Source organism: Sphingopyxis sp. Q841 (assembly GCF_052384365.1).
GTDB classification, from domain to species: Bacteria; Pseudomonadota; Alphaproteobacteria; order Sphingomonadales; family Sphingomonadaceae; genus Sphingopyxis; species Sphingopyxis terrae_A.
In genome coordinates, this window is record NZ_JBQSUM010000001.1 from 1,711,463 (window position 1) to 1,736,973 (window position 25,511).

Consider the following 25,511-nt stretch of genomic DNA (forward strand, 5'->3'; position numbering starts at 1 on the left):
AGTTAATCCTTTGCGGTGGCGGCTTCGGGGCCGGAGGGGTCGAGCAGCGCCGCGACCGGGGTCGTGCGGGGCAGCATCTGGAAATCCTGCTGCGCCGGACCGGGCACCGGCGCGGTGGCGGCGAGCCGCCACAGGCTGAAACCCAGCATCGCCGCGGCGCAGGCCGCGATGAACAGGAACAGGCCGCCCGGTCCCACCCAGTTCATCGCTGCGGCAGCGCCAAGCGGGCCCAGCGCGGCTCCGGCCGAATAGAGAAGCACAAGCTGGCCGCTGGCGCTAACCCGCTCGGCGGGGAGCAGGCGATCGTTGGCGTGCGCGACGCACAGCGGGTAGAGCGCGAAGCTGAGCCCGCCGAAGGCCGCGCCGAACAGCAGCAGCAGCCCCCCACCGGGCGCGGCGGCGAGCGCCACGCTCACCGCCAGTGCAAGCGCGAAGCAGGTAATGATGACGCGGCGGCGATCATAACGGTCGGAGAGGCGTCCCAGCGGCCATTGCAGCGCCACGCCGCCGAGAATCACCGTCATCATGAAGGTGGCGATCGCGCCGAGACCCAGGCCGATCCCGCGCGCATAGATCGCAGCCATGCCGTAGAAGGCGCCAAGGATCAGCCCGGTGATCGCCGCGCCCGCCAGCCCCAGCGGCGAGGCGGCAAACAGCCGCGCCAGGGGAAGATTGTCGGCTTCTCCCAAGGTCGGTGCGGTGCTGCGCGTGAGGCAAACCGGCAGGATGGCGAGCGAAATGAGGATTGAGGCAATCTGGAAGGGCACGGCCGGCGTTGCCGCGCCGGTGCTCAGGAAGAGCTGTCCGAGGGCCTGTCCCGAATAGAGGGCGACCATATAGGCGGCGAGGATGCCGCCGCGCGTCTCGGGTTCGGCGCGGTCGTTGAGCCAGCTTTCGACGCAGATGAACATGCCTGCGACGCACACGCCGTCGACCAGCCGCAGCAAGGCCCACAGCAGCGGGTGCTGGACCAGCGCATAAGTCAGCGTGCTCGCCGAGAGCAGCGCGACGAAGGCGGCAAAGGCGCGGATATGTCCGACGCGGCGGACGATCGCGCCAGCGCGCAAGGCGCCGAGCGTCAATCCGCCGAAATAGGCGGTCGCGACCAGCCCGATCAGGATCGTGTCGCTGCCCGCCCGCTCGAGCCGCAGGCCGATCAGCGTCGACAGGAAGCCGCTGCCCGCCATCATCACAAAGATGGCGAGCAGCAGGCTGCGAACGGGAGCGAGGGACGCGAGCATCGGGAGGGTGCGGGTGCCGCGCGTCAGGCGGCGCGGCGCCCTTCTGCCCCGCCGGCATCTTCTTCGACCAGCGTGCGGTGCAGCGCGCGGACTGCGGCATCGAAATCGCGGCTTTCGACGATGAACTGGACATCGACGTTACGGATCTGATGCTGCATCGCGATCATTGCGACGCCGGCGTCATCGAGCGCGCGCAGCGCATCGGGCACCAGCCCCGGCCGCGCGATGTCGCTGCCGATCACCGACACCATTGCAACCGGATGCGCCGAGATCGCGGCGTCGGGATATTGTTTTTGCAGATCGGCGATCACCTTTTTCACCGCGCCTGCGCTGGCCGACAGATAGTGGGTGATGGTGTTGGCATTCGACGCCTTGCTGACGATCCACAGGCCGTGACGCGTCAGCACGTCGAGGATTGCGGAATCATAACCCTTCACCCCGACCATATCCTGTTCGAAGAATTGCAGCGCCTGCATCTGGCGGATGCCGGTGACGATCTCGACCCGCGGCACGTCGGAGACATAGGTACCGGTGACGAGCGTGCCGCCATCTTCACGGTCGAAGGTGTTGCGCACGCGCAGCGGAATGTCGGTCTGCCTGAGGCCGCGTCCGGCGCCCGGATGGATCGCCTCCATGCCCAGATTGGCAAGCTGATCGGCGACATCATAATTGGTGCGACCGATCTTGCGCGCTTTATCCTCGCCGACCAGCTTGGGGTCGGCGCTCGAAAGGTGGAATTCCTTGTGGATGATCGCCTCGCGCGCGCCGGTCAGCACCGCGATGCGCGAGAAGGTCATTTCGGTATAGCCGCGCGCAAAACGTTTCACCATGCCGCCTTGGCAGCCGGCATAGCCGGTGACGATCGGCAGCGTCGTCGCCAGATCGATGTCGGCAAAGGCCTCCGCGACCCGCTCGTCGAGCGTGCGCAGATCCTCCTGATCCCAGGCGGTCAGATCGATGAAGCGCGCGTTGACGTCGCGATCACGCAGGAGCAGCGCGGTGCTGTGGGCGCTATGCGCTTCGCCCAGCCCGGCGAGCAATTCGCGGGCGGTGACGAGCTGTTCCTTGACGCAGAAGCGGCCGTGGCTGCGCAGCCGTGCCAGATCATCGAGGCAGGCGGCGACTGCGTCGAGCCGCATGTCGACGAAGGCATCGGCCTCGTCACGGCTCTCGCGGCGTGCGAACATCGCTTCGTTGCGCGCGCGCATCGCACCGCGCACCGCCTCCATCGCGCGGCGCCAGCCATCGCTGTCCTCGTCGTCGGCGACGAAGCGGCCGAACACGCCGGGTTCGCCGGTCTTCTTGTCTTCGAGCAGCAGATTGGTGATCCCGGCATAGGCCGACACCACGAAAATGCGATTGTAGAGATCAGCGCCCGAGCGGCCGGCGATCAGCACATTGTCGAACAATGTCGCGGTCGCGGCCATCGACGTGCCGCCGATCTTTTCGACGCTGTGTCCACCCTTTTTGACGTCCTGTGTCATGCCGCAATCCTTTCGGTCAGCGGGCCTGCCTCGATGGCGAGCGGTTCGGGCGCGCCGCGATGCGCGAGGAACCAGGGGCGCGGCTTGTCGACCCCGAACGGCTTTTCGAGCCGATTGCTCACCGCATTATAGACGAGAAAGGCATTCGCGCGCGGGAAGGGGGTGATGTTGCCGTTCGACCCATGCATCAGATTGCAGTCGAACAGGATCACGGTTCCCGGCGCGCCCGTCGGCGCAACGATACCGTGATCATGCGCCAGTTCGGCGAGGCTGTCCTCGTCGGGAACGCCATATTCCTGGCGCTTCAGCGATTGGCGATAATGGTCGTCGGGGGTTTCGCCGACGCACGTCAGATAAGTGCGATGCGACCCCGGAATGACCATCAGCGGGCCATTGTGCGGCGTGTTCTCGGCGAGCAGAACTGACATCGAGAGCGCGCGCATCCGCGGCATGCCGTCCTCGACATGCCAGGTTTCGAAATCGCTGTGCCAGTAGAATTCCTTGCCCTTGAAGCCGGGTTTGTAATTGAGGCGCGACTGGTGGATATAAACCTCGTCGCCAAGCAGGAAGCGCGCGACCCCCGCCAGCCGCTCGTCGGCAGCAAGCCGCGCCATGATCGCGCTCTGGTTGTGAATGTCGAAGATCGACCGGATTTCGCGGCTCTGCGGCTCGGTGACGATCGTTTCCTCGTCGAGTGCGTCGGGATCGGCGAGCAGCTTGCCTGCGGCGCGCTGCAAATAGGTCACTTCTTCTTCGTCGAAAAGATTCTCAAGCAGCAGATAGCCGTCGCGATCGAAGGCCTCCGCCTGCTCGCGGCTGATCGGTGCGTCGGGTGTCCACGCGCTGCGGACGACCGGGTCGAGCCGCGGCCGCATTTCTGGCGCGGCCGCGTGACGCGATGGGTAGATGTCGGTCATGGGACTTCCCCCTGTTGCTATGGGTTTACTCTGCGGGCGCGGCCTCGCGCGCCGGTTCGCTCGCCATGTCGGCCTCGGCCGGATAGGCACCGCTCGCGTCATGCACTTCCTTGCCCGTGACAGGCGGATTGAAGGCGCAGGCGGTCAGTATGTCGGTTTCGGGACGCACGATGTGGCGGTCGTGCTTGTCGAGCGCATACATCACGCCGGGTTCGAGCCGATGGATTTCGCCGCTGTCCAGGTCCTCGATCGTCCCCGTGCCCTTGAGCACGAACACCGCCTCGAGGTGGTTCTGATAATGCATTTTAAGCTCGCTGCCCGCGAACATGGTGGTGACGTGGAAGGAAAAGCCCATCCCGTCATCCTTGAGCAGCATGCGCGCACTGGCCCAGCCGTTCGAGCGGACGTTGCGGTCGGATTTGCGGATCTGGTCGAGATTGCGGATGATCATGGTCGGTCTCCTGTCTTCATTCGGCGGCGACGGCGTAATCGTCGGCCATCGCTTCGCGGATCTTGGTTTCGAGAATGTCGAGCCCTGCCGAGAGCAGGGCGTCATCGATGACGAGCGGCGCGAGCACCTTGACGATTTCGTCGTGCGCGCCGCTGGTCTCGATGATGAGGCCGGCGTCGAAGCAGGCGGCGGTGATCGCCCCGGCGCGTTCTCCCGACCCGACGTTTATGCCGCGCATCATCCCGCGGCCGCGCGTTTCGAAGCCATGTTCGGCGGCGATGCGCGCAAGCCGCTCTTCGAGCAGCGCCCCGCGGCGGCGCACATCGTCGGCGAAAGCGTCGCTGCTCCAGAAATGGCCGAGCGCGGCGGTCGCAGTGACGAAAGCGTGGTTGTTGCCGCGGAACGTCCCATTATGTTCGCCGGGCGACCATTGGTCGAGCTCGGGGCGGAAAAGGGTCAGCGCGAAGGGCAGGCCCATGCCCGACAGCGATTTGGCAAGCGTGACGATGTCGGGGGTGAAGCCCATTTCCTCGAAGCTGAAGAAACTTCCCGTGCGGCCACAGCCTGCCTGAATATCGTCGACGATCAGCAGCGCGCCGTGGCGCTTCGCGATCTCGGCGATCTTGCGCAGCCATTCGGGCGAAGCAGCGTTGAGGCCACCTTCGCCCTGCACCGTTTCGACCAGGATCGCGGCGGGCGCGTCGAGGCCGCTCGACGGATCGGCCAGCCGCTGGTCGAGCAGTTCGGCGGTGTCCACCTCGGGGCCGAAATAGCCGTCATAAGGTTCGTGCGCGACATGGGCGAGCGGGACGCCCGCGCCGCCGCGCTTGGCCGCATTGCCCGTGCAGGCAAGCGCGCCGAGCGTCATGCCGTGAAAGCCGTTGGTGAAGGCGATAACCAGTTCGCGCCCCGTCACCTTGCGGGCGAGCTTGATCGCTGCCTCGACCGCGTTGGTGCCGGTCGGGCCCGTGAACATGACGCGATAGTCGAGTGCGCGCGGCTTCAGGATCACATCCTCGAACGTGTCAAGAAAGGCGGCCTTGGCATCGGTGTGCAGGTCGAGCCCGTGGGCGATGCCGTCGGCGGCGATATAATCGAGCAGCGCCTGCTTCAAAATCGGATGGTTGTGACCATAGTTGAGCGTCGAACAGCCCGACAGGAAGTCGAGATAGCGACCGCCCTGATCGTCGTGCATCCATACGCCTTCGGCCTTGCCGAATTGGCGCGGCATCGCGCGGGCGTAGCTGCGGACCACCGATTCGCGGCGTTCGTAAATGCTCCGGTCGGGAATGGACCCGGACGGTTTGGGTGCGATAATCATGTGAATACCCCTATTCTGCCTGTGTCATTGTGCCTGAGTCATTCAGGCGATGTCGTATCGGTTGGTGTCGTATCGATGGCGAAGGGCCCGATGCGGGCTTGAAACTCGCTGGGATGGACGCCCGCAAAATGGGCGTCGCGTTCGAAGACGATGCTGCGGTCGAGCGTCGTGTCGTGGCGCCGGGCAAGGCCGTGGAACAGCGCCCACGACGCCGCATTGTCGGCGGTGATCGTCGCCAGAACATGTGTCACGCCCGCCTGAGCCGGCCGCATGAGCAGTTCGTCGAGCATCCGGCTGGCGAGCCCCTGGCCCCGTCCTTCGGGCGCGACCGCGACCTGCCAGACGAAGAAGGCGCTCGGTTCGGCGGGCGGGCGATGCCCCGAAATCCAGCCGAGAATGCGGCCGCCGCGTTCGGCGATGATGCAATTGTCGGCGAAATGCGTGCACTGGATCAGATTGAAGTAGCGCGAATTGCGGTCGAGCGGCGGGCAGGCCGCGATCAGCGCGGTGATCGCCGGCCCGTCGGTAGCAACGGGCTTGCGAAATTGCAGCGACGCGGCGGGTCGGCCGGACGGCGATTCCTTTGTGGATGGTGCCGTGTCCCGTTCCTGTGGCCGGTCAAATATCTTTCATCTCCTGAAATAATGCCAAGCGCATATTCGGACCATCCGGCCCGGTATGCCGCGAAATATAGGGTGCTCATCGCCTCGTTCAACCCCGCGGCGACCGTAATGTTTCATGATCTGAAATAAAATTCCGCAACAGAGCGAGGTCGACTTTGCAATTGGCGCCCACTGCGGGCGCGGCTAACAAGGCGGAATGGAGTCCGAAATTGCCAACGCCACCCTGCGCGCGCTGCGGCGCATCCTGCGTGCGACCGAGGCGGGCAGTCGCAAGCTGGGCGCGGCGACCGGCCTGACGCCGTCGCAGCTGCTCGTGCTGCGCGATGTGGCGGGCGCGCAGGGCGCCACGCCGGGGCAGGTCGCACAGCGCCTGCAATTCAGCCACGCGACGATCACCGCCATCGTCGACCGGCTGGTTGCAATGGAGCTGGTGACGCGAACGCGAAGCGAGCGCGACAAGCGGCAGATGCTGCTGACCGCTACCGACGCGGGTCAGCGCCGCGTCGCCGAGGCGCCCGATATGCTGCAACAGATATTCGCCGACCGCTTCGCCGCGCTGCCGGCATGGGAACAAGGGATGATCCTTGCCGCGGCCGAGCGGCTGGCGATCGTGCTCGGCGCTGCCGACATCGACGCCGCGCCCTTACTCGATACCGGCGCGATCGACCGCGCCTAGCGCGCCAATTTCCGGATCAATCTTTGTCCTACCGCCGCAGCGCGGCGATGCAGCTGTCGACATTCGCGTCGCGCCCGTCGGGGGTGCGCGCGTCGACATGGGTGGCGAGCGCCTCGGCGCCTGAGCGCTGGGCGTAATAGTAAACATCCAATATGCATGCCGAACCGGCGAATTGCAGCTTGCGACCCGCGCCCTCGCTGACGTCGAGCCGCGGCTTGCCGAACAGACGCAATGCGCTGTTGGCATCGCGCCCGACGAGCGCATTATTCTGGGTGACCCGCGGCGGGTTGAGCGGCGCCGGGGCGCGGCTTGTCGGTGGCGGCGCCACGCGCGGCACGGCGGTGGCGGCGCAGCCGCCGAGCATCAGCGAAAGGCCCGCGAGTGCGGCCATGTTGGTGGTGCGGGTCAAGCCGGTCCCCCTTTATCTGTCTGCCCGGCGCAGATGGAGCATGTGGACGGCCATAGCCGCGCTCGCGATGGGCGCCAACAGATTGGCGACGGGAACCAGAAAGCTTGCGGCGGACAGCAGGCCGAGCGACCAGCGCGCGCTCCGCTCAAGCCGTGGCCGGCCGGGATGGCGCGCGAGGACCATCGCCTCGAGATCGCGGCCGAGCAGCATCGCGTTGACGAAAAGGGCGAGGATCGGCGTGCCGATTCCCGTCACCAGGAGGAGGACATAAAAGGGCAGCGCGGCAAGATTGCCAAGGAACAGGCGCGCGAGCGATGCGAGCGCGAGGGCGACCGACTGCCGCCAGCCGACATCGACCGCGCCTGCCGCGGCGGCGGGATAGTGGCGCCCCTCGACATCGGCGACGATGGCGTCGGCGAACAGCCCGACGATGACAATCGCGACGGCGCGAAACAGGAGCCAGCTCCCCGCGATCAGCAGCAGCAGGATCAGCACGCTCGCCATGTCGATCCCCGCCGCGCCCAGCCACTGCCAATGCGTGAGCGCCCAGCGCGCGCCAGCCAGAAGCGCCGCACCCGCCCCAACGAACAGCAGCAGGGTGAGGGCAAGGCTGATCGCCAGGATGCGCAGCACCCGCGGGCTCGACAGGTCGCCGATGGCGAGGAACAGGGCTTGGACGGCGCGGGCCATGCCCCCGAATGGCGCGGCGGGCGCTGCGCCGTCAAGCGTCGCGCTTGCCTTGGCGCCCGCGGCCCCCTAAGGCGCGCGGCATATTTTCCCACGCATCACAGGATTTTTCATGGCCTCCACCGCCCGTTTCGAAGTCGTTGCGATCGGCAATGCGATCGTCGATGTCATTGCCCGCGCCGACGACGCACTGATCGAGGCCGAGGGCCTGACCAAAGGGTCGATGCGACTCATCGATGCCGAAGAGGCTGGGCGGCTGTATGCGGCGATGGGTCCGGCGATCGAAATGTCGGGCGGATCGGCAGCGAACACGCTTGCCGGCATGGCGGCGCTCGGCCGCCGCTGCGCCTTCATCGGCCAGGTTGCCGACGACCAGCTCGGCAGCGTTTTCACGCATGACCTGCGCGCGCTCGGCGTTGCCTATGAAACCCCGGCGCTCAAGGAAGGCGCGCCGACCGCGCGCTGCCTGATCCTCGTCACGCCCGACGGCCAGCGGACGATGAACACCTTCCTCGGAGCGAGCCATCTGCTCGAACAGGCGATGATCGCCGAAGACTGGATCGCCGACGCCGACATCCTCTATCTCGAGGGCTATCTGTGGGATCCGCCGCTGTCGCGCGCCGCGATGCGCCGCGCGATCGACGTCGCACGCGGCGCCGGACGCAAGGTTGCCTTCACCCTGTCCGACGCCTTCATCATCGACCGCCACGGCGATGATTTCCGCGCGCTGATCGGCGAGGGACTGTTCGACATATTGTTCGCCAACGAGGTCGAGATCTGCGCGCTCGCCGGTACGCAGGACTTCGAAGCCGCCGTCGCGGCGATCGCGCCGCGCGTGCCGCTGCTCGTCGTGACGCGCAGCGAAAAGGGCGCGATCGCGGTCGCGAACGGTGAGCGCGTTGCGGTCGGCGCCGAGCCGATCGAGACGGTCGTCGACACCACGGGCGCCGGCGACCTGTTCGCCGCCGGGTTCCTTGCGGGCCAGGCCGAGGGCCGCTCGCTCGCCGATTGCCTGACGATGGGTGCGGTGTGTGCGCGCGAAATCATCGCGCAGGTCGGCCCGCGCGCGCAGACCGATCTCAAAGCCGAAGTCGCCGCGCGGCTCGGCTGACGCGCGGATCAGCTTGCCGGAGCGGCCGTTTCAGGCTGCTTGCGGAACAGCGCGCGGTCGGCCGGGCCGAAGCCGCGCGTCCAGATCAGCCACGCATAGATGCCGAGGATGAAGGGGACCCCGATCAGCAGCTCGGCCCATTCGGGCATCTGTGTCGCGCCCCAGCCGAGAACCGTGGCCCCAGCGGTTGCCCAGACGAGCGCCCAGCGCAGGCTGTTGACCGGTGCGCCGAGGATACGCGCAAGCAGCCGCGCCTTCACCACCGAAGCAAAGCCGAGCGCGAGCATCAGCGCGAGCGCGACCGCTCCGGCATAGGCGATCGGCGGCAATCCCATCGACTTGGCGGTGAGGATCAGCGCGACGCTGAGCACCGCCTGCAGCGCAAGCGTCGCGATGCTGATCAGCAGATTGCGGTGGCGGGCGACATAGACGAGCGCGGCTTCGCTCACCACCGCCGTCGCCGCCACGACCTCCGCTGCGAGCAGGAAGGCGAGCGCCACATTGCCCTCGACGAATTGCGGGCCGACGAGGCCCATCACCGCCTCGCCCGGAATGCCGAGCGCGAGCGCGATTCCTGCTTGCGCCGCGATGATCCAGAAACCGACCTGACTGACCTGCGCGGCGACGGCGGCAAGGCGGTTCTCGGCCAGATTGCGGGTGATGACGGGGCCGAGGATCGGCTCGAAGCTGGTCTTGAGCTTCTGCGGCAGCGAGGCAACCTGCTGCGCCATGTAATAGATGCCGTAGATCGCTGGCGAGGTGAACTGGCCGAGGATGAACAGGTCGAGCCGGCGCGTCCCCCATTCGATCGCATCGGCGGCGGCGAGCGGCGCGTTGCGGCGCGCGAGAGAGATGAGCTGCGCGGGATGCGGGCGCCAGACACCGGGGCCGCCATAGTGGCGAATCATCGGAATGAGCGCGGTGAAGAAGGTCGCGATCATCGCGGCGGCGTAGGAAAGGATCAACCCGTCGCGCAGCGAATAGAAGGCGAAGCCGAAGGCGGCGGCGCTGATCGCCCAAGGTTCGACGATCGAACGCGCGCGCACCGTGGCGCCGATGTCGTAGCGATAGGCGCAGGCGGCGAGTGCGATGTCGGCACCGGCGATCGCGAAGACGGTGATCGCCACCCAGCGATCCCAGCCGTCGATATCGCCCGAGGGGAACATGAGCTGCGGAAAGGCGAAGAGAATCGCCGAGCCGAACGCCGAGGCGAGGAAGGCGACGAACATGCCGTCCCACACGATATGGCGATGATCGGCGCCCGGCTTGCTGAGCTGTTCGGCGAGGCCCCGCTTGAGCCCGAGCGTCGCAAGCTGCGCGATCAACTCGATGACGAGCACGGCAAAGGCGAAGCGGCCGACCGCTTCGGGGCCATACCAGCGGCCGGCGAAATAGAGAAAGGGCAGGCGCGCGACGAGGCGCAGGATAAAGCCGAAGAAATTGGTGCGGCCGCCCCTCGCGAGCGCGGCGGTGTCGGCATCCTGCCCCGCCGGGTCGGCGGCCGGGGATGCGGAAGGGGGCGCGGCTGCGCTGTCCGTCTGGCTCAAGCCTGGCGCCCCTTCTGCTGCTCCCCTGTGCGCTGTTTAGCGCGCGGAAAAGGGCGAGGCAATCCGGGCAATCCAGACAATCGGCAGCGGTGCATCATCGGCCCTCGGGTCGCAGCGGGCGGCTGAGCAGGGCCTGAATGGCGTCGGCAACGCGCGTTTCGCCCGCGACGAGCCGCGCCACCGCGTCGGTGATCGGCATGTCGATCGCATCGGCGCGCGCAGCGGCGGCGATCACCGGGGCGCTGAACGCGCCTTCGGCGACCGTGCGGCGGTCGGCCATCAGGGCCGCTGCGCTCTCGCCGCGCCCCAGCCCCTGGCCGAGCGCGAAATTGCGCGAATTGGACGAGGTGCAGGTGAGGACGAGATCCCCGAGCCCGGCAAGTCCGGCGAGCGTTTCGGCCTGCGCGCCGCGCGCGAGTCCGAAGCGCGTCATCTCCGCAAAGCCGCGGCTGATCAGCGCGGCGCGCGCGTTGAGGCCCAGCCCGGCGCCGTCGACGATGCCGCAGGCGATGGCGAGGACATTCTTGATCGCGCCGCCGATTTCGGCGCCGATCATGTCAGTCGACACATAAGGACGAAAATGCGGGCGGGCGAGCGCGCGGGCGAGCGCCTCGGCGAGCGCGGGGTTTTCGGCAGCGAGCGTGATCGCGGTCGGCAGCCCCGCTGCGACCTCGTGCGCGAAGGTTGGCCCCGACAGCACGGCGAAGCCGCGGCCGGGAAAGATTTCGCGCGCGATGTCGATCGGAAAGTCAAAGCTGCCCGCCTCCATCCCCTTGCTGCAGAAGATCAGCGGCGCATCGCCTGCGGGCAGCGCCGCGAGCACGGCGCGCAGATAGGGCACCGGCACGACGACGAGCAGCGCGTCCAGCCCCGACAGCGCGCCAAGGTCGCTCGTTGCCGTGAGCGAAGGCGACAGCGCCGCACCGGGCAGGAACAGCGGGTTGCGATGTTCGGCGTTGATCGCCGCCACGACGTCTTCCTCGCGGGCCCACAGGCGCACCGGTGCCCCCTCGGCGGCGAGAAGCTGGGCGAGTGCCGTGCCCCAGGCGCCGCCGCCGACGACGCCGAACTTTTCAAATGACGTCATGCTGTCGCGCGTCATGCCTTTACTCCGGCGCCGCGAACCGCTTCGGCTGCGGGATCGAGCGGCCAGCGCGGCCGCGCCGCAGTGTCGAGCGGATCGCTGAGCCCCGCGGCGAAGCGCTCGGCGCCCGCCCAGGCGATCATCGCGCCATTGTCGGTGCAGAGCCACAGCGGCGGCGCGACGAAGGACTTGTCGAACGCGGCGGCAAGGCCGGTGAGCGCGGCGCGGATCGCACCATTGGCAGCGACGCCGCCAGCGACGACGAAGGCGGTGGCTTCGGGGCAGGCGGCGAGTGCGATGCGGCTGCGATCGATCAGGCAGTCGACGACCGCCTGCTGGAACGACGCGGCCACGTCTGCGGGTCGGTGCGCGCCCGATGCAACCGCGCGCGCCACCGCGCTCTTGAGACCGGCGAAGGAGAAATGCGGTTCGGCGCTACCGACCAGAGGGCGGGGGAGCGGCACCGCATGCGGATCGCCGTCCGCCGCAAGCCGTTCGACCGCCGGACCGCCCGGATAGCCGAGCCCGAGCAGCTTTGCGGTCTTGTCGAAGGCCTCGCCCGCGGCGTCGTCGATCGTGGTGGCAAGCCGCCGATAATCGTCGACACCGCGCACGAGCAGAAGCTGGCAGTGCCCGCCGGAGACAAGCAGCAGCAGATAGGGAAAGCGAAGGTCGGGGTCGGCGAGCCGCGGGCTGAGCGCATGGCCTTCGAGATGGTTGACCGCGATCAGCGGCTTGCCCGCTGCATGGGCGAGCGCCTTGCCGGTGACCAGCCCGACCATGACGCCGCCGATCAGCCCGGGGCCGGCAGTCGCGGCGATGGCATCGACATCGGCGAGTGTCACCCCGGCATCGGCGAGCACGCCTTCGACGATCGGGGCAAGGCGGTCGACATGCGCGCGCGCCGCGATTTCGGGAACGACGCCGCCATAGGGCCGGTGCTCGGCCTCCTGTCCCGCCACCCGATGCGCGAGGATGCGCCGGTCGTCGGTGACGAGCGCTGCCGCGGTTTCGTCGCAGCTCGATTCGAGGCCAAGGATGAGAGACATAATGTTGCGCCCCCTTACCCGTGCCAGGGGGGCGGGGGCAAGCGGCGGACAATCGAGTCCCTGCCGAGTCCCTGCGAGACCGTTCGCCACCTTTTCTTTCGCGCGCCGAAGCCCTAGCAGGCGCGCATGGCTTCGATTCCGCTTCCCACGCCCGACCGCCCGCTCCGCCTCGGCACGCGAGCCTCGCCGTTGGCGATGGCGCAGGCCAATATGGCCGCCGCGGCGCTGATCGCCGCCTATGGCATCGCGCCCGAGGCGATCGAGATCGTGCCGATGACCGCTACCGGCGACAAGATCCAGGACCGCGCGCTCGCCGAGGTAGGCGGCAAGGCGCTGTGGACGCGCGAGCTCGACGCGGCGCTCGACGGCGGGCGGATCGACATCGCCGTGCACAGTCTGAAGGATGTCGAGACGCTGCGCGATCCGCGCTTCGCGCTCGGCGCCATGCTCGAGCGCGCCGATCCGCGCGACCGGCTGGTGGTTCGCGACGGGATCGCGGCGGCAGCGATCGCCGACCTGCCGCACGGCGCGCGGCTCGGTACGAGCAGCCCGCGCCGCGCCGCGCAGGTCCGCCGCCTGCGTCCTGACCTCCAAACGACGCTGCTACGCGGCAATGTCGCGACGCGGCTTGGCAAGCTGGCGGCGGGGGAGGTCGATGCGACCCTGCTCGCCGCGGCGGGACTCGAACGCCTTGGCATGCATGCGGTCGGAACGGTGCAGCCGGCGGAGATACTCCTGCCCGCCGCGTCGCAGGGCGCGATCGGTATCGAATGCCGCGCCGACGATGCGGCCACGCGGGCGCTGCTGCGCGCGGCCGATCACGAACCCACCCACCGCGCGGTTGCGGCCGAACGGGCGTTTCTGGCGGCGCTCGGCGGCGATTGTCGGTCGCCGGTCGCGGCCTATGCGCGCTGGCTGGCCGACGGGACGCTGCGCCTCGACGCCGAAATCTATTCCGAAGATGGCGCGGACCATGCGATCGGCGAGACGCTGGTGCCCGATCCGGCCGCGGCCGAAGCGCTAGCGCGGCGTCTGCTGGTCGAGGCGCCCGAATCGGTGCGGCGCCTGTTCGCGGCATGACCGAATCGCTGCCGCTGCTCGTGACGCGCGCCGACCCCGGCGGCGCGGCGACGGTGGCGCGGGCGCGGGCGCTGGGGCTCGATGTGCGCAGCATGCCGCTGTTCGCCGCGCGCGCGATCGACTGGACCCTGCCCGATCCCGCGGGTTTCGACGCATTGCTTGTCACGAGCGCGCAGACGGTGCGGCTGGCCGGACCCGGTTTGCAGGCGCTTGCCGCACTCCCCGTTCATGCCGTGGGCGGCGCGAGCGCTGCAGCCGCGGAAGCGGCGGGCCTGCGCGTCGTGGAGGTCGGTACGCGCGACGGCCAACAGCTTCTTGATGGCATGACGTCCAGAAATTATCGCCATATCCTGTGGCTTTGCGGCCGCGATCATAGCGCGCTGGCGGCGCGCGATGCCGCGTTGACCCCGCTGCCCTGCTATGCGGTCGATCCCGTCGAGCCGCCCGCCGACTGGGCGGCGCTGATCGCTGCGCCGGCGGTGCTGCTCGCCCATTCGGGGCGCGGTGCGGACCGGATCGCAGCGCTGACCGAGGGCCAGCGCGGGCATTTGACGCTTGTCGCGATAAGCCCCGCTGTGGCAGCAAGGGCCGGGGGGGATTGGAAGGCGATCGCGCTTGCCGACCGGCCCGACGATGCGGCGATGGTGGCACAGGCCCGCGCTTTGTGCCACAAGAGCCCCAGACAGGGTCGTGCGAAAGAATAATATGGCAATCGAAAACGACAAACCCGTGCGTATGGACGATGGCGTCCGCAGCAGGGGGCTATCGTTCCGGACGTTGATAGTTGCGGCGCTCGCGCTGCTCGTGGTCGGGATCGTCGGCGGCGGCTGGGCGATGAGCCGACTACTGACCGGCAAGGATGTGCCGCCGGTAGCCAAGGTCGCCGATGTCCCCGCGACCGGCACCGCGCCGGGTGCGGCGTCCGCTGGAGCGGCACCCGATGCGGGGCAGAGCGGGCAGCCAGCGCTGGTCGTCGCGCCTGTCGATGGCGCGAACGCGCTGTCGGCGCGCGTGGCCGAGCTGGAACAGCGGCTGTCGCGCCTCAATCTCGAAGCAGCGTCGGCGTCGGGCAATGCCTCACGCGCCGAAGGGCTGCTGGTCGCCTTCGCGGTGCGCCGCGCGCTCGATCGCGGGCTGCCGCTCGGCTATCTCGAGGCGCAGCTGCGCCTGCGCTTCGGCGACGACCAGCCCAATGCGGTCAAGACGATCATCGACACGTCGCGCGATCCGGTGACGCTGGAGCAGTTGCGCGCCGAACTCGACGCGCTGGCGCCCGAACTCGTCGGCCGCAGCGACGGCGGCGGCAGCTTCTGGACCGGCCTGCGCCGCGAGGTCAGCGAAATGTTCGTCGTCCGTCCGGCGGGCACCCAGTCGCCGCGTGCATCCGAACGGCTCGACCGCGCGCGCCGCTATCTGGCGGGCGGGCAGGTCGACAAGGCGATCGAGGAGGTGCAGGCGATGCCCGGCGCCGCCGAAGCGAAGGACTGGTTGATCGCGGCGCGGCGCTATCATGAGGCGCGGCGCGCGCTTGACCTGATCGAGACCGCGGCGATATTGGAGCCGCGCGACGGACCGACCGCCGCGATGGCCCGCAAGCCGGGCGATCCGACCTCCTGAGCGGGCCTGTATCGACGGGTCCGCGCTTTTGAAGAAAGCTGACCCATGGCCCTCGCCGATCCGCAGCGCATCGAAGCGCTCGACCCGTTCGATCCTCTCGCGCTCGACGCGCAGCTTTCGGAAGAGGAGCGGATGGTCCGCGATGCGGCGCGCGCCTATGCGACCGGCGAGCTGTTGCCCCGCGTCACTTCGGCCTTTCTCGACGAGCGCTTCGACCGCGAGATCATGTCGGAAATGGGTGCGCTCGGCCTGCTCGGCGCGACGATCGACCCCAAATATGGCGGCGCGGGGCTCAATTATGTGAGCTACGGCCTGATTGCGCGCGAAGTCGAGCGCGTCGATTCGGGCTATCGTTCGGCCTGTTCGGTGCAAAGCTCGCTCGTGATGCACCCGATCAATGCCTATGGCAGCGAAGGGCAGAAGATGCGCTTCCTGCCCGGCCTCGCCTCGGGCGAGCTTGTCGGTTGCTTCGGCCTGACTGAACCCGACGCAGGCAGCGACCCCGCCGGGATGCGCACGCGCGCCGAAAAGATCGCAGGCGGATACCGGATCAAGGGCGCGAAGATGTGGATCACCAATTCGCCGATCGCCGACGTCTTCGTCGTCTGGGCGAAGTCCGACGCGCACGACGGCGCGATCCGCGGCTTCATCCTCGAAAAGGGCATGAAGGGCCTCTCGGCACCGAAGATCGAGGGCAAGGTCAGCTTGCGCGCGTCGATCACCGGCGAGATCGTGATGGATGGGGTCGAAGTCGGCGAAGACGCGCTGCTGCCGCATGTCTCGGGGCTGAAGGGGCCGTTCGGCTGCCTCAACCGCGCGCGGTACGGCATCGGCTGGGGCGCGATGGGCGCGGCCGAATTCTGCTATGAGGCGGCGCGCAATTATACGCTCGAGCGCAAGCAGTTTGGGCGCCCGCTGGCGGCGAACCAGATCGTCCAGCTCAAGCTTGCCAATATGCTCACCGAAATCGCGCTCGGCACCCAGGCGGCGCTGCGCGTCGGACGGCTGATCGACGAAGGGCATCTCGCGCCCGACATGATCAGCTTCCTCAAGCGCAACAATTGCGGCAAGGCGCTCGATATCGCACGGGTGGCGCGCGACATGCACGGCGGCAACGGCATCTCGGCCGACTATCATGTGATCCGCCACGCGGTGAATCTGGAAACCGTCAACACCTATGAAGGCACGCATGACGTCCATGCGCTGATCCTCGGCCGCGCGATCACCGGCATCAGCGCCTTTGCCTGAGGCATCGTCGCCAGCGCCGGTGGCTAAGCCCCTCGCGGGACTGCGCGTCGTCGAAGTGGCGCGCGTCCTCGCGGGGCCGTGGAGCGGGCAGCTGCTCGCTGACCTTGGCGCCGAGGTGGTGAAGGTCGAGCGCCCCGGCGCTGGCGACGATACGCGCCAATGGGGGCCGCCCTTCGTCACCGGCGCGGCGGACGAAAATCTGGGCGCCGCTTATTATCACAGCTGCAATCGCGGCAAGCGCAGCGTCGCTGTCGACATCGCGACCGCCGAGGGGCAGGCGGCGGTGCGCGCACTGATCGCCGAAGCCGATGTCGTCATCGAAAATTACAAGGTTGGCGGACTCGTCAAATATGGGCTCGACCCTGCGACGCTGCGCGCCGATTTCCCGCGTCTGATCGTCTGTTCGATCACCGGCTTCGGCCAGACAGGCCCTTATGCGCACCGCGCCGGTTATGATTTCATCGTCCAGGCGATGAGCGGCTTCATGTCGCTGACCGGTGAACCCGACGGGCCGCCGCAAAAGGCGGGGATCGCCTATGCCGACATCTTCACCGGCATGTATGCGACCGTCGGCATATTGGCGGCGCTGCGGCGTCGTGACGCCACCGGGGCTGGCGCGCATGTCGATATGGCGCTGCTCGACAGCCAGGTCGCGGTGCTCGCCAATCAGGCCGCCAATTATCTGGCGAGCGGCGTCGCGCCCAAGCGGATGGGCAATGCGCATGTCAATGTCGTGCCCTATCAGCTGTTTGCGACCGCTGACGGCCAGCTCGTCATCGCGGTGGGCAATGACAGCCAGTATCGCAAGCTGTGCGCGATTTTGGGCGCGCCCGAATGGGCAGAAGATCCCCGCTTCGTGACCAATGCGGCGCGGCTCGCCAATCGCGCCGCGCTCATTCCGCTGCTCGCCGCAAGGATCGCGACCTGGGACGCGCAGCCGCTGTCGCTCGCGCTCGAAGCCGAGGGCGTTCCGGCGGGGCCGATCAACGATCTGGCGGCGGTGTTCGCCGATCCGCAGGTCATTGCGCGCGGCATGCGCATCCGGCCCGACGGCGCCGTTATCGACGGCGTGGCGAGTCCGATCGTGATCGATGGCGAACGCATGGTTGCCGCCACCGGCGCGCCGCCGCTGCCCTGATCCGCCGAGCCGCGACGCAGCGACCCAAAAAAAAGGGGCGCCGCAGCGGGCGCCCCTTTCCGTTTTTTTTGGCTGTTCGTCGGCAGGTCAGAATTTGACCGTGCCGGTGACGAAGACCTGACGCGGGTTGCCGTAGAAGGCGGTCAAAATGCCTTCGAGGCCGAGCGTCGAGGCGCCCGCCGCATTCTGATAATTGTAGCCCGACGTGATATAGCGCTTGTCGGCCAGATTTTTGCCGTGGAGGCCGATCGAATAATTGCCGCTGTCGGCGGTCCAGACGAGGCTGGCATCCCACAGCGTGTAGCCCGGCTGGTCGAGCGCGGGGATCGGCACTTCGAACTGGTGCGTCAGGCTGCGATAGGACAGCGTCGTCGATGCGTCGATATTGCCGCCCATCGCCGGAATGCCCGCGGCGAGCGTGCCCGACACCGTCCATTTCGGCGTGTTCTGGAAGGTCCGGATATTCGAGACATCGGTGCCGGTGGGGCCGATGAAGCGCTTGTACTTGGCGTCGATATAGCCGAGCGATCCGTTGAAGCGGATGGCCGAACCGGCGCCGGCAAAATCGCGCGCGAGCACTGCATTGGTTTCGGCCTCGACCCCCTGGAGGCGCGCCTTGGCGGCGTTGGTGGTGATGCCGCAGAAGCTCTGCACCCCGCCGACGAGGCAGCCGACCGACCCCGGAATCTGCACATCCTTATAGTCCATGTAGAAACCGGCGAGGCTCAGCGTCAGGCGGCGATCGAGCAGCGATCCCTTGTAGCCGATTTCATAGCTGTCGACCTTTTCGGGGTCGAAGGCGAGGAAGTTGTAGATATCGTCATAGGTGCGGCCCGCCGACGGATTGCTGATCGGTGCCGAGGTGCCCGAACCGCGCGGATCGAAACCACCGCCCTTGAAGCCCTTCGAATAGGAGGCATAGATCATATTGTCCGCATTGGGCTTGAAGCTCAGTGAGGCGCGCGGGGTGAATTCCTTGAAGGTGCGCTCGCCGCGGAAATTGGTCGCCACCGCGATGGCGATCGGGGTCAGCGTGCCGCCGAACTCCGGCGACAGGCCGGTGATGCGGTTCGCCTTGTAGACAAAGGCGTTGCGATTGTCGCTCGTGTAGCGACCGCCGACCGACAGGCTGAGCTGATCGGTGAAGTCATAGGTGAAATCGCCGAACACCGACCAGGTCTTGGTCCGCACGTCGCCCGCCGTATAGCCGTTGAGGCCGGGCAGCGGCCCGCCGAACGCTGGCGGCAGCGCGGCGCCCGTCAGGCCGAGCAACACGTCGAACGACGTCGCGGCCTGCGCATCGAGGTAATAGAAGCCCAGGAGACCTTTCAGCTTGTCGCCTTCATAGAGCAGCTGGAATTCCTGGCTGATTTGCTCGTTGCGGTAGACCGCAGGCACGTCGACGTCGACCGACGGCAGCGAGTCGAAGTCGATCGGGGTGAAGCTGCGGTCCTTGCGCCACGCACTGATCGAACGCAGCGTCAGCGTGTCGGTGAGATTTGCCGTGACATTCATCGCCAGGCCATAGGCCCGGACGTCCTGCTTCGGATCGTTGAGCCCGGCGCGGGTGTCGTAGACATTGTCGAGCACCGGCGCGCCTGAGAAGAGGCCCGGGATCAGGCGATGGCCGTTGCGCGGCGATGATTTGTCGTGGGTATAGTCGCCCGAGATGCGGATAAGCACCGGCGCGCCATTGCCGCCGAATTCCAGCGTGCCGCGGCCGGCCCACACATCCTTGTTGTAGTTTTCGAGGCCGGGAATGTTGAGATTGTCGCCGAAACCGCCGCGCGACAGGCGCGCAACCGAACCGCCGACGCGCAGCATGTCGTTGATCGGCACGCTGGCGGTGACGACCAGATCGGCCTGATTATAGCTGCCATAGGTGCCGCGGATGCGCAGCTCGGGCGAATCGGGGTTGAGCGCGCGCGTCACATATTTGACCGCGCCGCCGATGGTGTTGCGACCGTAGAGCGTGCCCTGCGGGCCGCGCAGCACCTCGATCCGCTCGACGTCGTAGATGTCGAGCACCGCCGCCTGCGGGCGGTTGAGATAGACGTCGTCAAGGTAGATGCCGATACCCGCTTCGAAGCCGGGGACCGGATCCTGCTGACCGACGCCGCGGATGAAGGCGGTGAGCGTCGAATTGGTCCCACGCGAATTCTCGAGCGTGGTGTTCGGCGTCATGTTCGCGACATCGGTGATGTCGATCGCGCCGCGGGTTTCAAGCGCTTCGCCCGAAATGGCGGTGACCGCGACGGGAACGTCGATCAGCCGTTCGTCGCGCCGGCGGGCGGTGACGATGATCTCGGCGCTGTCGTCGGCGGAGCTGGCGCCTTCGTCCTGAGCGAAGGCAGCAGGGGTGAAAGCGATCATCGAGAGCGCGGTCGAGGCTAGAACGGCACGACGCAGCGGGCGAGCGAAGGAACGCATGATGTGTCTCCCATGTGACGGGTGACCCCTCGTCACCCTTTGCGTTTTTTTGGGCCGGTCCTTGCCAAGCCGCGCCGCACCCAATAATGAAACATGAACCAAGTTTCAACTTGGAAGTTGTGAAGGCTATATTTTGCCCTCCGGTGATGCAAAAAGGCCACGCAAGGGGGCCGCCGGACATTCGGGGCGGAGAGGGAAGGCACAAGATGGATCAGCCGCGATCATCGGCACCGCCGGGCGAAGGGGGCGCAGGCCCCGTCGATGCGGCGGCGCCGGGCAATCCCGACAAGGCGCCGCGCACCGAACGCGGGCGGCGCACGCTGCGCAAGCTGCTCGACGCCGCGGCGATCGAATTCGGCGAGCGCGGGTTTCACGACGCGTCGATCAGCGGCATCACGCGCCGTGCCGGAACCGCGCTGGGCAGTTTCTACACCTATTTCGATTCGAAGGAGGAAATCTTCCAGGCGCTCGTCCGCTATATGAGCGAGCAACTCCGCGATCATGTCACCCCGCTGGTGCAGGCGGCGCCCGACGAAATCGCCGCCGAACGCGTCGGCCTTGAATCCTTCCTGCGCTTCGTGCGCGAGCATAAGGAAATCTATCGCATCATCGACGAGGCCGAATTCGTCGATTATGCCAGCTATCGCCGCCACTATGAAACAACGGTCGAACGCATGCGCCAGCGCCTGGAAAATGGCGCAGCGCGCGGCGAAATCCGCGCCGATGCGGGCGAGGTCCATGCCTGGGCCATCGCCGGCATGAACGTCTTTCTGGGCATGCGCTACGGTCTGTGGGACGAAAGCGCCGACATCGCCGACGTCGCCCGAATCGCCAACGACATGCTGGCGAACGGGCTCAGGAACAAGGATTGATGCGGACGGCGACGGCGATTTTCGCAGAAAACGTTATATTTCATAGCGTTGTGATTGACGGCTCGCGCCGATGTTCTACCGTCTGGCACAGTTCGCCATAAAGGATCGTCATGACTTACGCGCAATCCGCCCGGATGACCTTCGGCAATATGCTGGGCACGCTCGATCACCTCGTCAGCAAAGCCATCGATGCCGGAATGACGGATGAGGTGCTCGCGGACAAATTGACTGATGACATGTTTCCGCTCGAACTGCAGTTCCGCGTTGCGCTCAATCAGGTGGTGTTGGCGCTCAATCAAGTCGGCGGACAGGCGCTACCGCTCGAAGAGGTGGCCTACAAGTCGCTCGCCGAGGTGCGCCAGCGAATTTCTACGATTCGCTCGCTGGTCGAACAAACCGGCCCCGCCGAATGGGCTGACGCCGGTGCCCTCGTCGATCTGACCTTGCCCAATGGCGTTCGTTTCCTGATGTCGGCGGAGGAAGACATCCGCGACTGGATCCTGCCGAACTTCTACTTTCATGTCACGATGGCCTATGCCTTGCTGCGCAATGCGGGTTTGCTCATCGGAAAGATGGATTTCATACCCCATATGGCGCGCCACAAGGCATCGACTGCGGAATAGAGCAAATGTTCCGGACTTCTTGACGCCGCGCCTTGCGACTCAGCCGCGCGAAATCAGGAAGATCGCATGTTCAGCGCGCCAGGTTGCGGCAGCGGCGCTGGTCGGCTTGTCGCCCGATAGATACCAGGCCGCCTCGACGCCGATCCCACGCGCGCGCACCAAGTCGCGAAAATCGGCGACGGTGACATGGTGGATGTTCGGCGTTTCATACCATGCGACGGGCAGCAGGCGCGTCACCGGCATCCGCCCGTTCCACAAGAGCGCGAGCCGCACGCGCCAATGCGCGAAATTGGGAAAGCTGACGAAGGCGCGCGGGGCGATGCGCAGCAGCTCGGCAATGACGCGGTCGGGGCGCTCGGTCGTCTGCAGTGTCTGCGACAGGATCGCATAGTCGAACGCATCGTCGGGATAGTCGGCAAGGTCGTGGTTTGCGTCGCCCTGGACCACCGATTGGCCGCGCGCGATCGCCGCGGTGACATTGGCGGCATCGATTTCGAGTCCGCGGGCATCGACGCCCTTGTCGCGGAGCGCCGCGATCAGCTCGCCGTCGCCGCAGCCGACGTCGAGGACGCGGGTGGCCGCGGGGACCGCGCCGGCGATGATCGCAAGGTCGGGACGCAGCGCCATGCTCAGCCGCCGTTCCGCAACGCACCGGCGACGAGGCGGTCGAGCGCCGGGACGTCGAGCAGGAAGCTGTCGTGGCCGAACGGTGCCGACAGTTCGACGAAGCTTGCCGCCGCGCCGACGCTTTGCAGCGCCTGGACGACGCGGCGCGATTCGCTGGTCGGATAGAGCCAGTCGGTATCGAAGCTGACGAGCGTGAAGCGCACGTCGCGCGCCTTGGCAAATGCGCCTGCGAGGCGCCCGTCATGCGGTTCGGCAAGGTCGAAATAGTCCATCGCGCGCGTGATGTAGAGATAGGCATTGGCATCGAAGCGGTCGGTAAAGGCCAGCCCCTGATGGCGCAGATAGGATTCGACCTGGAAATCGGCGTCGAAGCCGAAGCTCTTGGCATCGCGTGCCTGCAGCCGGCGGCCGAATTTTTCGGTCAGCCCGGCTTCGGACAAATAGGTGATGTGCGCCGCCATGCGCGCGACCGACAGCCCTTTGGTCGGGGCGCGGTCGCTGCCGTAATATTGGCCGTCCTGCCAGTCGGGATCGGCCATGATCGCCTGCCGCCCCACCTCGTGAAAGGCGATATTCTGCGCCGAATGGCGCGCGGCGCTTGCGATAACGACCGCCGACGCCAGCCGTTCGGGATAGGCCGCAGCCCAGCCGAGCGTCTGCATTCCGCCCATCGATCCGCCGATGACGGCATGCAGCCGCGCAATCCCTAGATGGTCGAGCAGCATAGCCTGCGCGCGCACCATGTCGGCGATAGTGATGACAGGAAAAGCCATGCCGAGTGGTGCGCCGGTGGCCGCATCGGGCGTCGCCGGACCGCTCGTCCCCATGCAGCTGCCGAGGACGTTGGCGCAGAGGACGAAATAGCGGTCGGTATCGACGGGCTTGCCGGGACCGACCATGCGCGCCCACCAGCCCGGCTTGCCCGTCGCCGGGTGGTCACTCGCGACATATTGGTCGCCGGTCAGTGCGTGGCAGACGAGCACCGCGTTCGACCGGTCAGCATCGAGCGTGCCATAGCTTTGATAGGCGATCGTCACCGACGGCAACGCCTGACCGCTGTCGAGCGGCAGGGGCCGGTCGATCGTCACGCTCTGGTGCCGGATCTGATGGAGGAGGCTCGCCATGCTTTCCGGGGCGCTAGGCCGGTGCGCCAAGGCTGTCAACGTACTGGACTCGGCGCGCACAGCCGCTAAACGGCGCCGCATGACCGGTGACAGCAAAACCCTCGCCCCCAAGCCGTGGATCAGCGGCATCGCTCCCTATGTGCCCGGCAAGTCGGCGGGCGCCGACGGCCGGCCGCTGATCAAGCTTTCGGCGAACGAAAATCCGCTCGGCACCGGCGACAAGGCGCGCGAAGCCTTCCGGGCGTCGCAGGCGGCCGCCGACGCGCTCTCGCGCTATCCCGATCCGGGCGCCGACGTGCTGCGCGCGGCAATCGCGGCGAAGTTCGGGCTCGATCCGGCGCGCGTTATCTGCGGCAACGGGTCGGACGAACTGCTTCACCTCGCGGCGGGCGTCTACGCCGGCGAAGGCGACGAAATCCTGTATGTCCGTTATGGCTTTGCAGTCTATGAAATCGCGGCCCGGCGGGTCGGCGCGGTGCCGGTGGAAGCCGAGGACCGCGACTATGCGACCGATGTCGATGCGCTGCTCGCCGCGGTGACCGACAAGACCCGCGTCGTCTATCTCGCCAATCCGAACAATCCGACCGGAACGCTCGCAACGAAGGAAGAGGTTGCGCGCATCCACGCCGGCCTGCCCGGCGACGTGCTGTTCGTGATCGACCAGGCCTATGCCGAATATCTGGATGCCGATCAGGATGATGGCGGCCTCGAACTGGCGAAAAGCGCGCCCAATGTGTTCGTCACGCGTACCTTTTCGAAGATCCACGGACTGGCGGCCGAGCGGATCGGCTGGGGCTATGCGAGCGCCGAAGTGATCTCGGCGCTGCACCGTATCCGCCTGCCCTTCAATGTCACGCGCGCCGGACAGGCGGCAGCGGTCGCGGCGCTGGCCGATGATGATTTCGTCGCGCGCAGCCGCGTGCATAATGCGAAATGGCGTGCCTGGCTGGCGGGCGAGATCGAAAGCCTGGGTAACCACGGGCTGCGTATCATCCCGTCGGCGACCAATTTCCTGCTCGTGCTGTTCGAAGGCGCGATCAGTGCCGAGACGGTCTACAACCGGCTGATGGAGGCGGGCTATATCGTCCGCTGGCTGCCCGGACAGGGCATCCCGCAGGCGCTGCGCATGACGATCGGCACCGAAGACGAGACGCGCGGGCTCGCGGCGGCGATCCGCGCCGCGATCGCCGCAGGCTGACTGGCATGGCGCACGCGATCGGGCGGGTGGCGATCGTTGGGCTGGGCCTGATCGGCTCGTCGGTGGCGCGCGCGATCAAGGCGAAGCTTCCCGATGTGGCGGTGACCGGCCATGATGCCGATCCCGATGTCCGCGCCGAGGCGCGCGCACTCGGCTTCTGCGACGCGGTGAGCGACGATGCGGCGGTGGCGGTAGAGGGCGCCGATCTGGTGATTCTGGCGGTACCCGTCGGGCGCATGGCCGCCGCTGCCGCGGCGATCGCGCCGGGCCTGTCTGCGCATGCGATCATTTCGGACGTCGGGTCGTCGAAGGCGGGGGTCGGCGCCGCGCTGCGCGCCGCTCTGCCCGATCATGTCGTGGTGCCCGCCCACCCGGTCGCGGGGACCGAGAACAGCGGCCCGGCCGCGGGCTTTGCGACGCTGTTCGACCGACGCTGGTGCATCGTCACCCCGGCGCCGGACGCGCCCGCCGATGCGGTCGCCGCGGTGACGGGGCTGTGGCAGGCGCTCGGCGCGAAGGTCGAGACGATGGACGCGGCGCATCACGACATGGTGCTGGCGGTGACAAGCCATCTGCCGCACCTGATCGCTTATACGATCGTCGGCACCGCCAGCGAGCTCGAGGAAGTGACCGAGAGCGAGGTCATCAAATATTCGGCGGGCGGTTTTCGCGATTTCACGCGCATCGCGGCGAGCGACCCGGTGATGTGGCGCGACGTGTTCCTTGCTAACCGCGATGCAGTGCTCGCGACGCTGCAGCGCTTCAACGAGGATCTGACGGCGCTCCAGCAGGCGATCCGCCGCGGCGACGGCGACCGGCTCGAAGACTGGTTCACGCGGACGCGGGCGATCCGCCGTTCGATCATCGAGCAGGGTCAGGATGATGCGGCCCCCGATTTCGGGCGCAAACACTGACCGTTGCCCCCTGTGAGGGCGGGGACGACGACCGTTATTG

General features: G+C 67.2%; 25 protein-coding genes. 11 read left to right on the forward strand and 14 right to left on the reverse strand.

Annotated features, from left to right (window positions below; translation table 11 throughout):
* Nucleotides 1-2 precede the first annotated feature (2 nt).
* The 6 genes from ACT17R_RS08490 to ectA are packed head-to-tail and all read right to left on the reverse strand — an operon-like array spanning nucleotide 3 to nucleotide 6,040.
* Nucleotides 3-1,241, reverse strand: coding sequence for an MFS transporter (locus ACT17R_RS08490; RefSeq protein ID WP_186401443.1), 1,239 nt, complete (start codon nucleotides 1,239-1,241; stop codon nucleotides 3-5).
* A gap of 23 nt (nucleotides 1,242-1,264) precedes the next feature.
* Entirely contained in the window at nucleotides 1,265-2,725 is a 1,461-nt protein-coding gene (locus ACT17R_RS08495) for an aspartate kinase (protein ID WP_062901360.1), read from the reverse strand.
* On the reverse strand, nucleotides 2,722-3,642 hold the full coding sequence (gene thpD / locus ACT17R_RS08500) for an ectoine hydroxylase (protein ID WP_062901359.1): 921 nt from the start codon (nucleotides 3,640-3,642) through the stop codon (nucleotides 2,722-2,724). The genes ACT17R_RS08495 and thpD overlap by 4 nt, the downstream gene beginning before the upstream one ends.
* Nucleotides 3,643-3,667: 25 nt before the next feature.
* Entirely contained in the window at nucleotides 3,668-4,093 is a 426-nt protein-coding gene (locus tag ACT17R_RS08505) for an ectoine synthase (RefSeq protein WP_003042348.1), read from the reverse strand.
* 16 nt (nucleotides 4,094-4,109) lie between these two features.
* The gene (ectB, locus tag ACT17R_RS08510) at nucleotides 4,110-5,414 is read right to left on the reverse strand and encodes a diaminobutyrate--2-oxoglutarate transaminase (protein WP_062901358.1); all 1,305 of its coding nucleotides are present in this window, start codon (nucleotides 5,412-5,414) and stop codon (nucleotides 4,110-4,112) included.
* A 38-nt stretch (nucleotides 5,415-5,452) separates the two neighbouring features.
* Nucleotides 5,453-6,040, reverse strand: coding sequence for a diaminobutyrate acetyltransferase (gene ectA, locus ACT17R_RS08515; protein ID WP_318153212.1), 588 nt, complete (start codon nucleotides 6,038-6,040; stop codon nucleotides 5,453-5,455).
* A gap of 193 nt (nucleotides 6,041-6,233) precedes the next feature.
* Here ectA and ACT17R_RS08520 point away from each other — a divergent pair, with 193 nt between their 5' ends.
* The gene (locus tag ACT17R_RS08520) at nucleotides 6,234-6,713 is read left to right on the forward strand and encodes a MarR family winged helix-turn-helix transcriptional regulator (protein ID WP_444809263.1); all 480 of its coding nucleotides are present in this window, start codon (nucleotides 6,234-6,236) and stop codon (nucleotides 6,711-6,713) included.
* 28 nt (nucleotides 6,714-6,741) lie between these two features.
* Here the strand turns inward: ACT17R_RS08520 and ACT17R_RS08525 are convergent, their stop codons facing one another.
* Together ACT17R_RS08525 and ACT17R_RS08530 are read right to left on the reverse strand one after the other, a co-directional pair.
* Nucleotides 6,742-7,122 (reverse strand): hypothetical protein, encoded by a 381-nt coding sequence (locus tag ACT17R_RS08525; protein WP_444809264.1) that lies wholly within the window; start codon nucleotides 7,120-7,122, stop codon nucleotides 6,742-6,744.
* A 12-nt stretch (nucleotides 7,123-7,134) separates the two neighbouring features.
* The gene (locus ACT17R_RS08530; protein WP_444809265.1) at nucleotides 7,135-7,812 is read right to left on the reverse strand and encodes an EI24 domain-containing protein; all 678 of its coding nucleotides are present in this window, start codon (nucleotides 7,810-7,812) and stop codon (nucleotides 7,135-7,137) included.
* A gap of 109 nt (nucleotides 7,813-7,921) precedes the next feature.
* On the opposite strand from ACT17R_RS08530, the gene ACT17R_RS08535 reads away from it, so the two are divergent.
* Nucleotides 7,922-8,920 (forward strand): adenosine kinase, encoded by a 999-nt coding sequence (locus tag ACT17R_RS08535; protein WP_186401440.1) that lies wholly within the window; start codon nucleotides 7,922-7,924, stop codon nucleotides 8,918-8,920.
* A gap of 8 nt (nucleotides 8,921-8,928) precedes the next feature.
* On the opposite strand, the gene ACT17R_RS08540 is transcribed toward ACT17R_RS08535, so the two are convergent.
* The 3 genes from ACT17R_RS08540 to tsaD all read right to left on the reverse strand — a co-directional run bounded on the left by ACT17R_RS08540 (nucleotide 8,929) and on the right by tsaD (nucleotide 12,600).
* Complete coding sequence (locus ACT17R_RS08540) at nucleotides 8,929-10,467, reverse strand: lipopolysaccharide biosynthesis protein (protein WP_062901353.1); 1,539 nt, start codon at nucleotides 10,465-10,467, stop codon at nucleotides 8,929-8,931.
* A 94-nt stretch (nucleotides 10,468-10,561) separates the two neighbouring features.
* Complete coding sequence (locus tag ACT17R_RS08545; RefSeq protein ID WP_444809266.1) at nucleotides 10,562-11,569, reverse strand: NAD(P)H-dependent glycerol-3-phosphate dehydrogenase; 1,008 nt, start codon at nucleotides 11,567-11,569, stop codon at nucleotides 10,562-10,564.
* Nucleotides 11,566-12,600, reverse strand: a complete 1,035-nt coding sequence (gene tsaD, locus ACT17R_RS08550; RefSeq protein WP_263587981.1) for a tRNA (adenosine(37)-N6)-threonylcarbamoyltransferase complex transferase subunit TsaD — start codon at nucleotides 12,598-12,600, stop codon at nucleotides 11,566-11,568. Before tsaD ends, ACT17R_RS08545 begins: the two co-directional genes overlap by 4 nt.
* A gap of 126 nt (nucleotides 12,601-12,726) precedes the next feature.
* Here tsaD and hemC point away from each other — a divergent pair, with 126 nt between their 5' ends.
* The 5 genes from hemC to ACT17R_RS08575 are packed head-to-tail and all read left to right on the forward strand — an operon-like array spanning nucleotide 12,727 to nucleotide 17,683.
* On the forward strand, nucleotides 12,727-13,680 hold the full coding sequence (gene hemC, locus ACT17R_RS08555) for a hydroxymethylbilane synthase (protein WP_062901351.1): 954 nt from the start codon (nucleotides 12,727-12,729) through the stop codon (nucleotides 13,678-13,680).
* A complete protein-coding gene (locus tag ACT17R_RS08560; RefSeq protein ID WP_217372913.1) occupies nucleotides 13,677-14,384 on the forward strand; it encodes a uroporphyrinogen-III synthase in 708 nt (235 codons plus the stop codon). The genes hemC and ACT17R_RS08560 overlap by 4 nt, the downstream gene beginning before the upstream one ends.
* Nucleotide 14,385: 1 nt before the next feature.
* A complete protein-coding gene (locus ACT17R_RS08565) occupies nucleotides 14,386-15,297 on the forward strand; it encodes a mitofilin family membrane protein (protein WP_062901349.1) in 912 nt (303 codons plus the stop codon).
* Between the two features lie 45 nt (nucleotides 15,298-15,342).
* Nucleotides 15,343-16,545, forward strand: coding sequence for an acyl-CoA dehydrogenase (locus tag ACT17R_RS08570; protein ID WP_444809267.1), 1,203 nt, complete (start codon nucleotides 15,343-15,345; stop codon nucleotides 16,543-16,545).
* A 19-nt stretch (nucleotides 16,546-16,564) separates the two neighbouring features.
* Nucleotides 16,565-17,683: a CaiB/BaiF CoA transferase family protein gene (locus ACT17R_RS08575; RefSeq protein ID WP_444809268.1), complete on the forward strand. Its 1,119-nt coding sequence runs from the start codon at nucleotides 16,565-16,567 to the stop codon at nucleotides 17,681-17,683.
* An 87-nt stretch (nucleotides 17,684-17,770) separates the two neighbouring features.
* Here the strand turns inward: ACT17R_RS08575 and ACT17R_RS08580 are convergent, their stop codons facing one another.
* Nucleotides 17,771-20,113, reverse strand: a complete 2,343-nt coding sequence (locus ACT17R_RS08580) for a TonB-dependent receptor (RefSeq protein WP_217372915.1) — start codon at nucleotides 20,111-20,113, stop codon at nucleotides 17,771-17,773.
* 206 nt (nucleotides 20,114-20,319) lie between these two features.
* Between ACT17R_RS08580 and ACT17R_RS08585 the strand changes: the two genes are divergently transcribed.
* Together ACT17R_RS08585 and ACT17R_RS08590 are read left to right on the forward strand one after the other, a co-directional pair.
* Nucleotides 20,320-20,985, forward strand: a complete 666-nt coding sequence (locus tag ACT17R_RS08585; protein WP_062901345.1) for a TetR/AcrR family transcriptional regulator — start codon at nucleotides 20,320-20,322, stop codon at nucleotides 20,983-20,985.
* Between the two features lie 110 nt (nucleotides 20,986-21,095).
* Complete coding sequence (locus tag ACT17R_RS08590) at nucleotides 21,096-21,608, forward strand: DUF1993 family protein (protein WP_186401433.1); 513 nt, start codon at nucleotides 21,096-21,098, stop codon at nucleotides 21,606-21,608.
* A 39-nt stretch (nucleotides 21,609-21,647) separates the two neighbouring features.
* On the opposite strand, the gene metW is transcribed toward ACT17R_RS08590, so the two are convergent.
* Both metW and metX read right to left on the reverse strand, forming a co-directional pair.
* Nucleotides 21,648-22,235 carry a methionine biosynthesis protein MetW gene (gene metW, locus ACT17R_RS08595; RefSeq protein WP_186401432.1) on the reverse strand — a complete coding sequence of 196 codons (588 nt, stop codon included), beginning with the start codon at nucleotides 22,233-22,235 and terminating at the stop codon, nucleotides 21,648-21,650.
* A 2-nt stretch (nucleotides 22,236-22,237) separates the two neighbouring features.
* Nucleotides 22,238-23,359: a homoserine O-acetyltransferase MetX gene (gene metX / locus ACT17R_RS08600; RefSeq protein WP_062901342.1), complete on the reverse strand. Its 1,122-nt coding sequence runs from the start codon at nucleotides 23,357-23,359 to the stop codon at nucleotides 22,238-22,240.
* Nucleotides 23,360-23,438: 79 nt separating this feature from the next.
* On the opposite strand from metX, the gene hisC reads away from it, so the two are divergent.
* On the forward strand, nucleotides 23,439-24,557 hold the full coding sequence (hisC, locus tag ACT17R_RS08605; protein ID WP_217372916.1) for a histidinol-phosphate transaminase: 1,119 nt from the start codon (nucleotides 23,439-23,441) through the stop codon (nucleotides 24,555-24,557).
* A 5-nt stretch (nucleotides 24,558-24,562) separates the two neighbouring features.
* Complete coding sequence (locus ACT17R_RS08610) at nucleotides 24,563-25,471, forward strand: prephenate/arogenate dehydrogenase family protein (RefSeq protein WP_062901340.1); 909 nt, start codon at nucleotides 24,563-24,565, stop codon at nucleotides 25,469-25,471.
* Nucleotides 25,472-25,511: the final 40 nt, after the last annotated feature.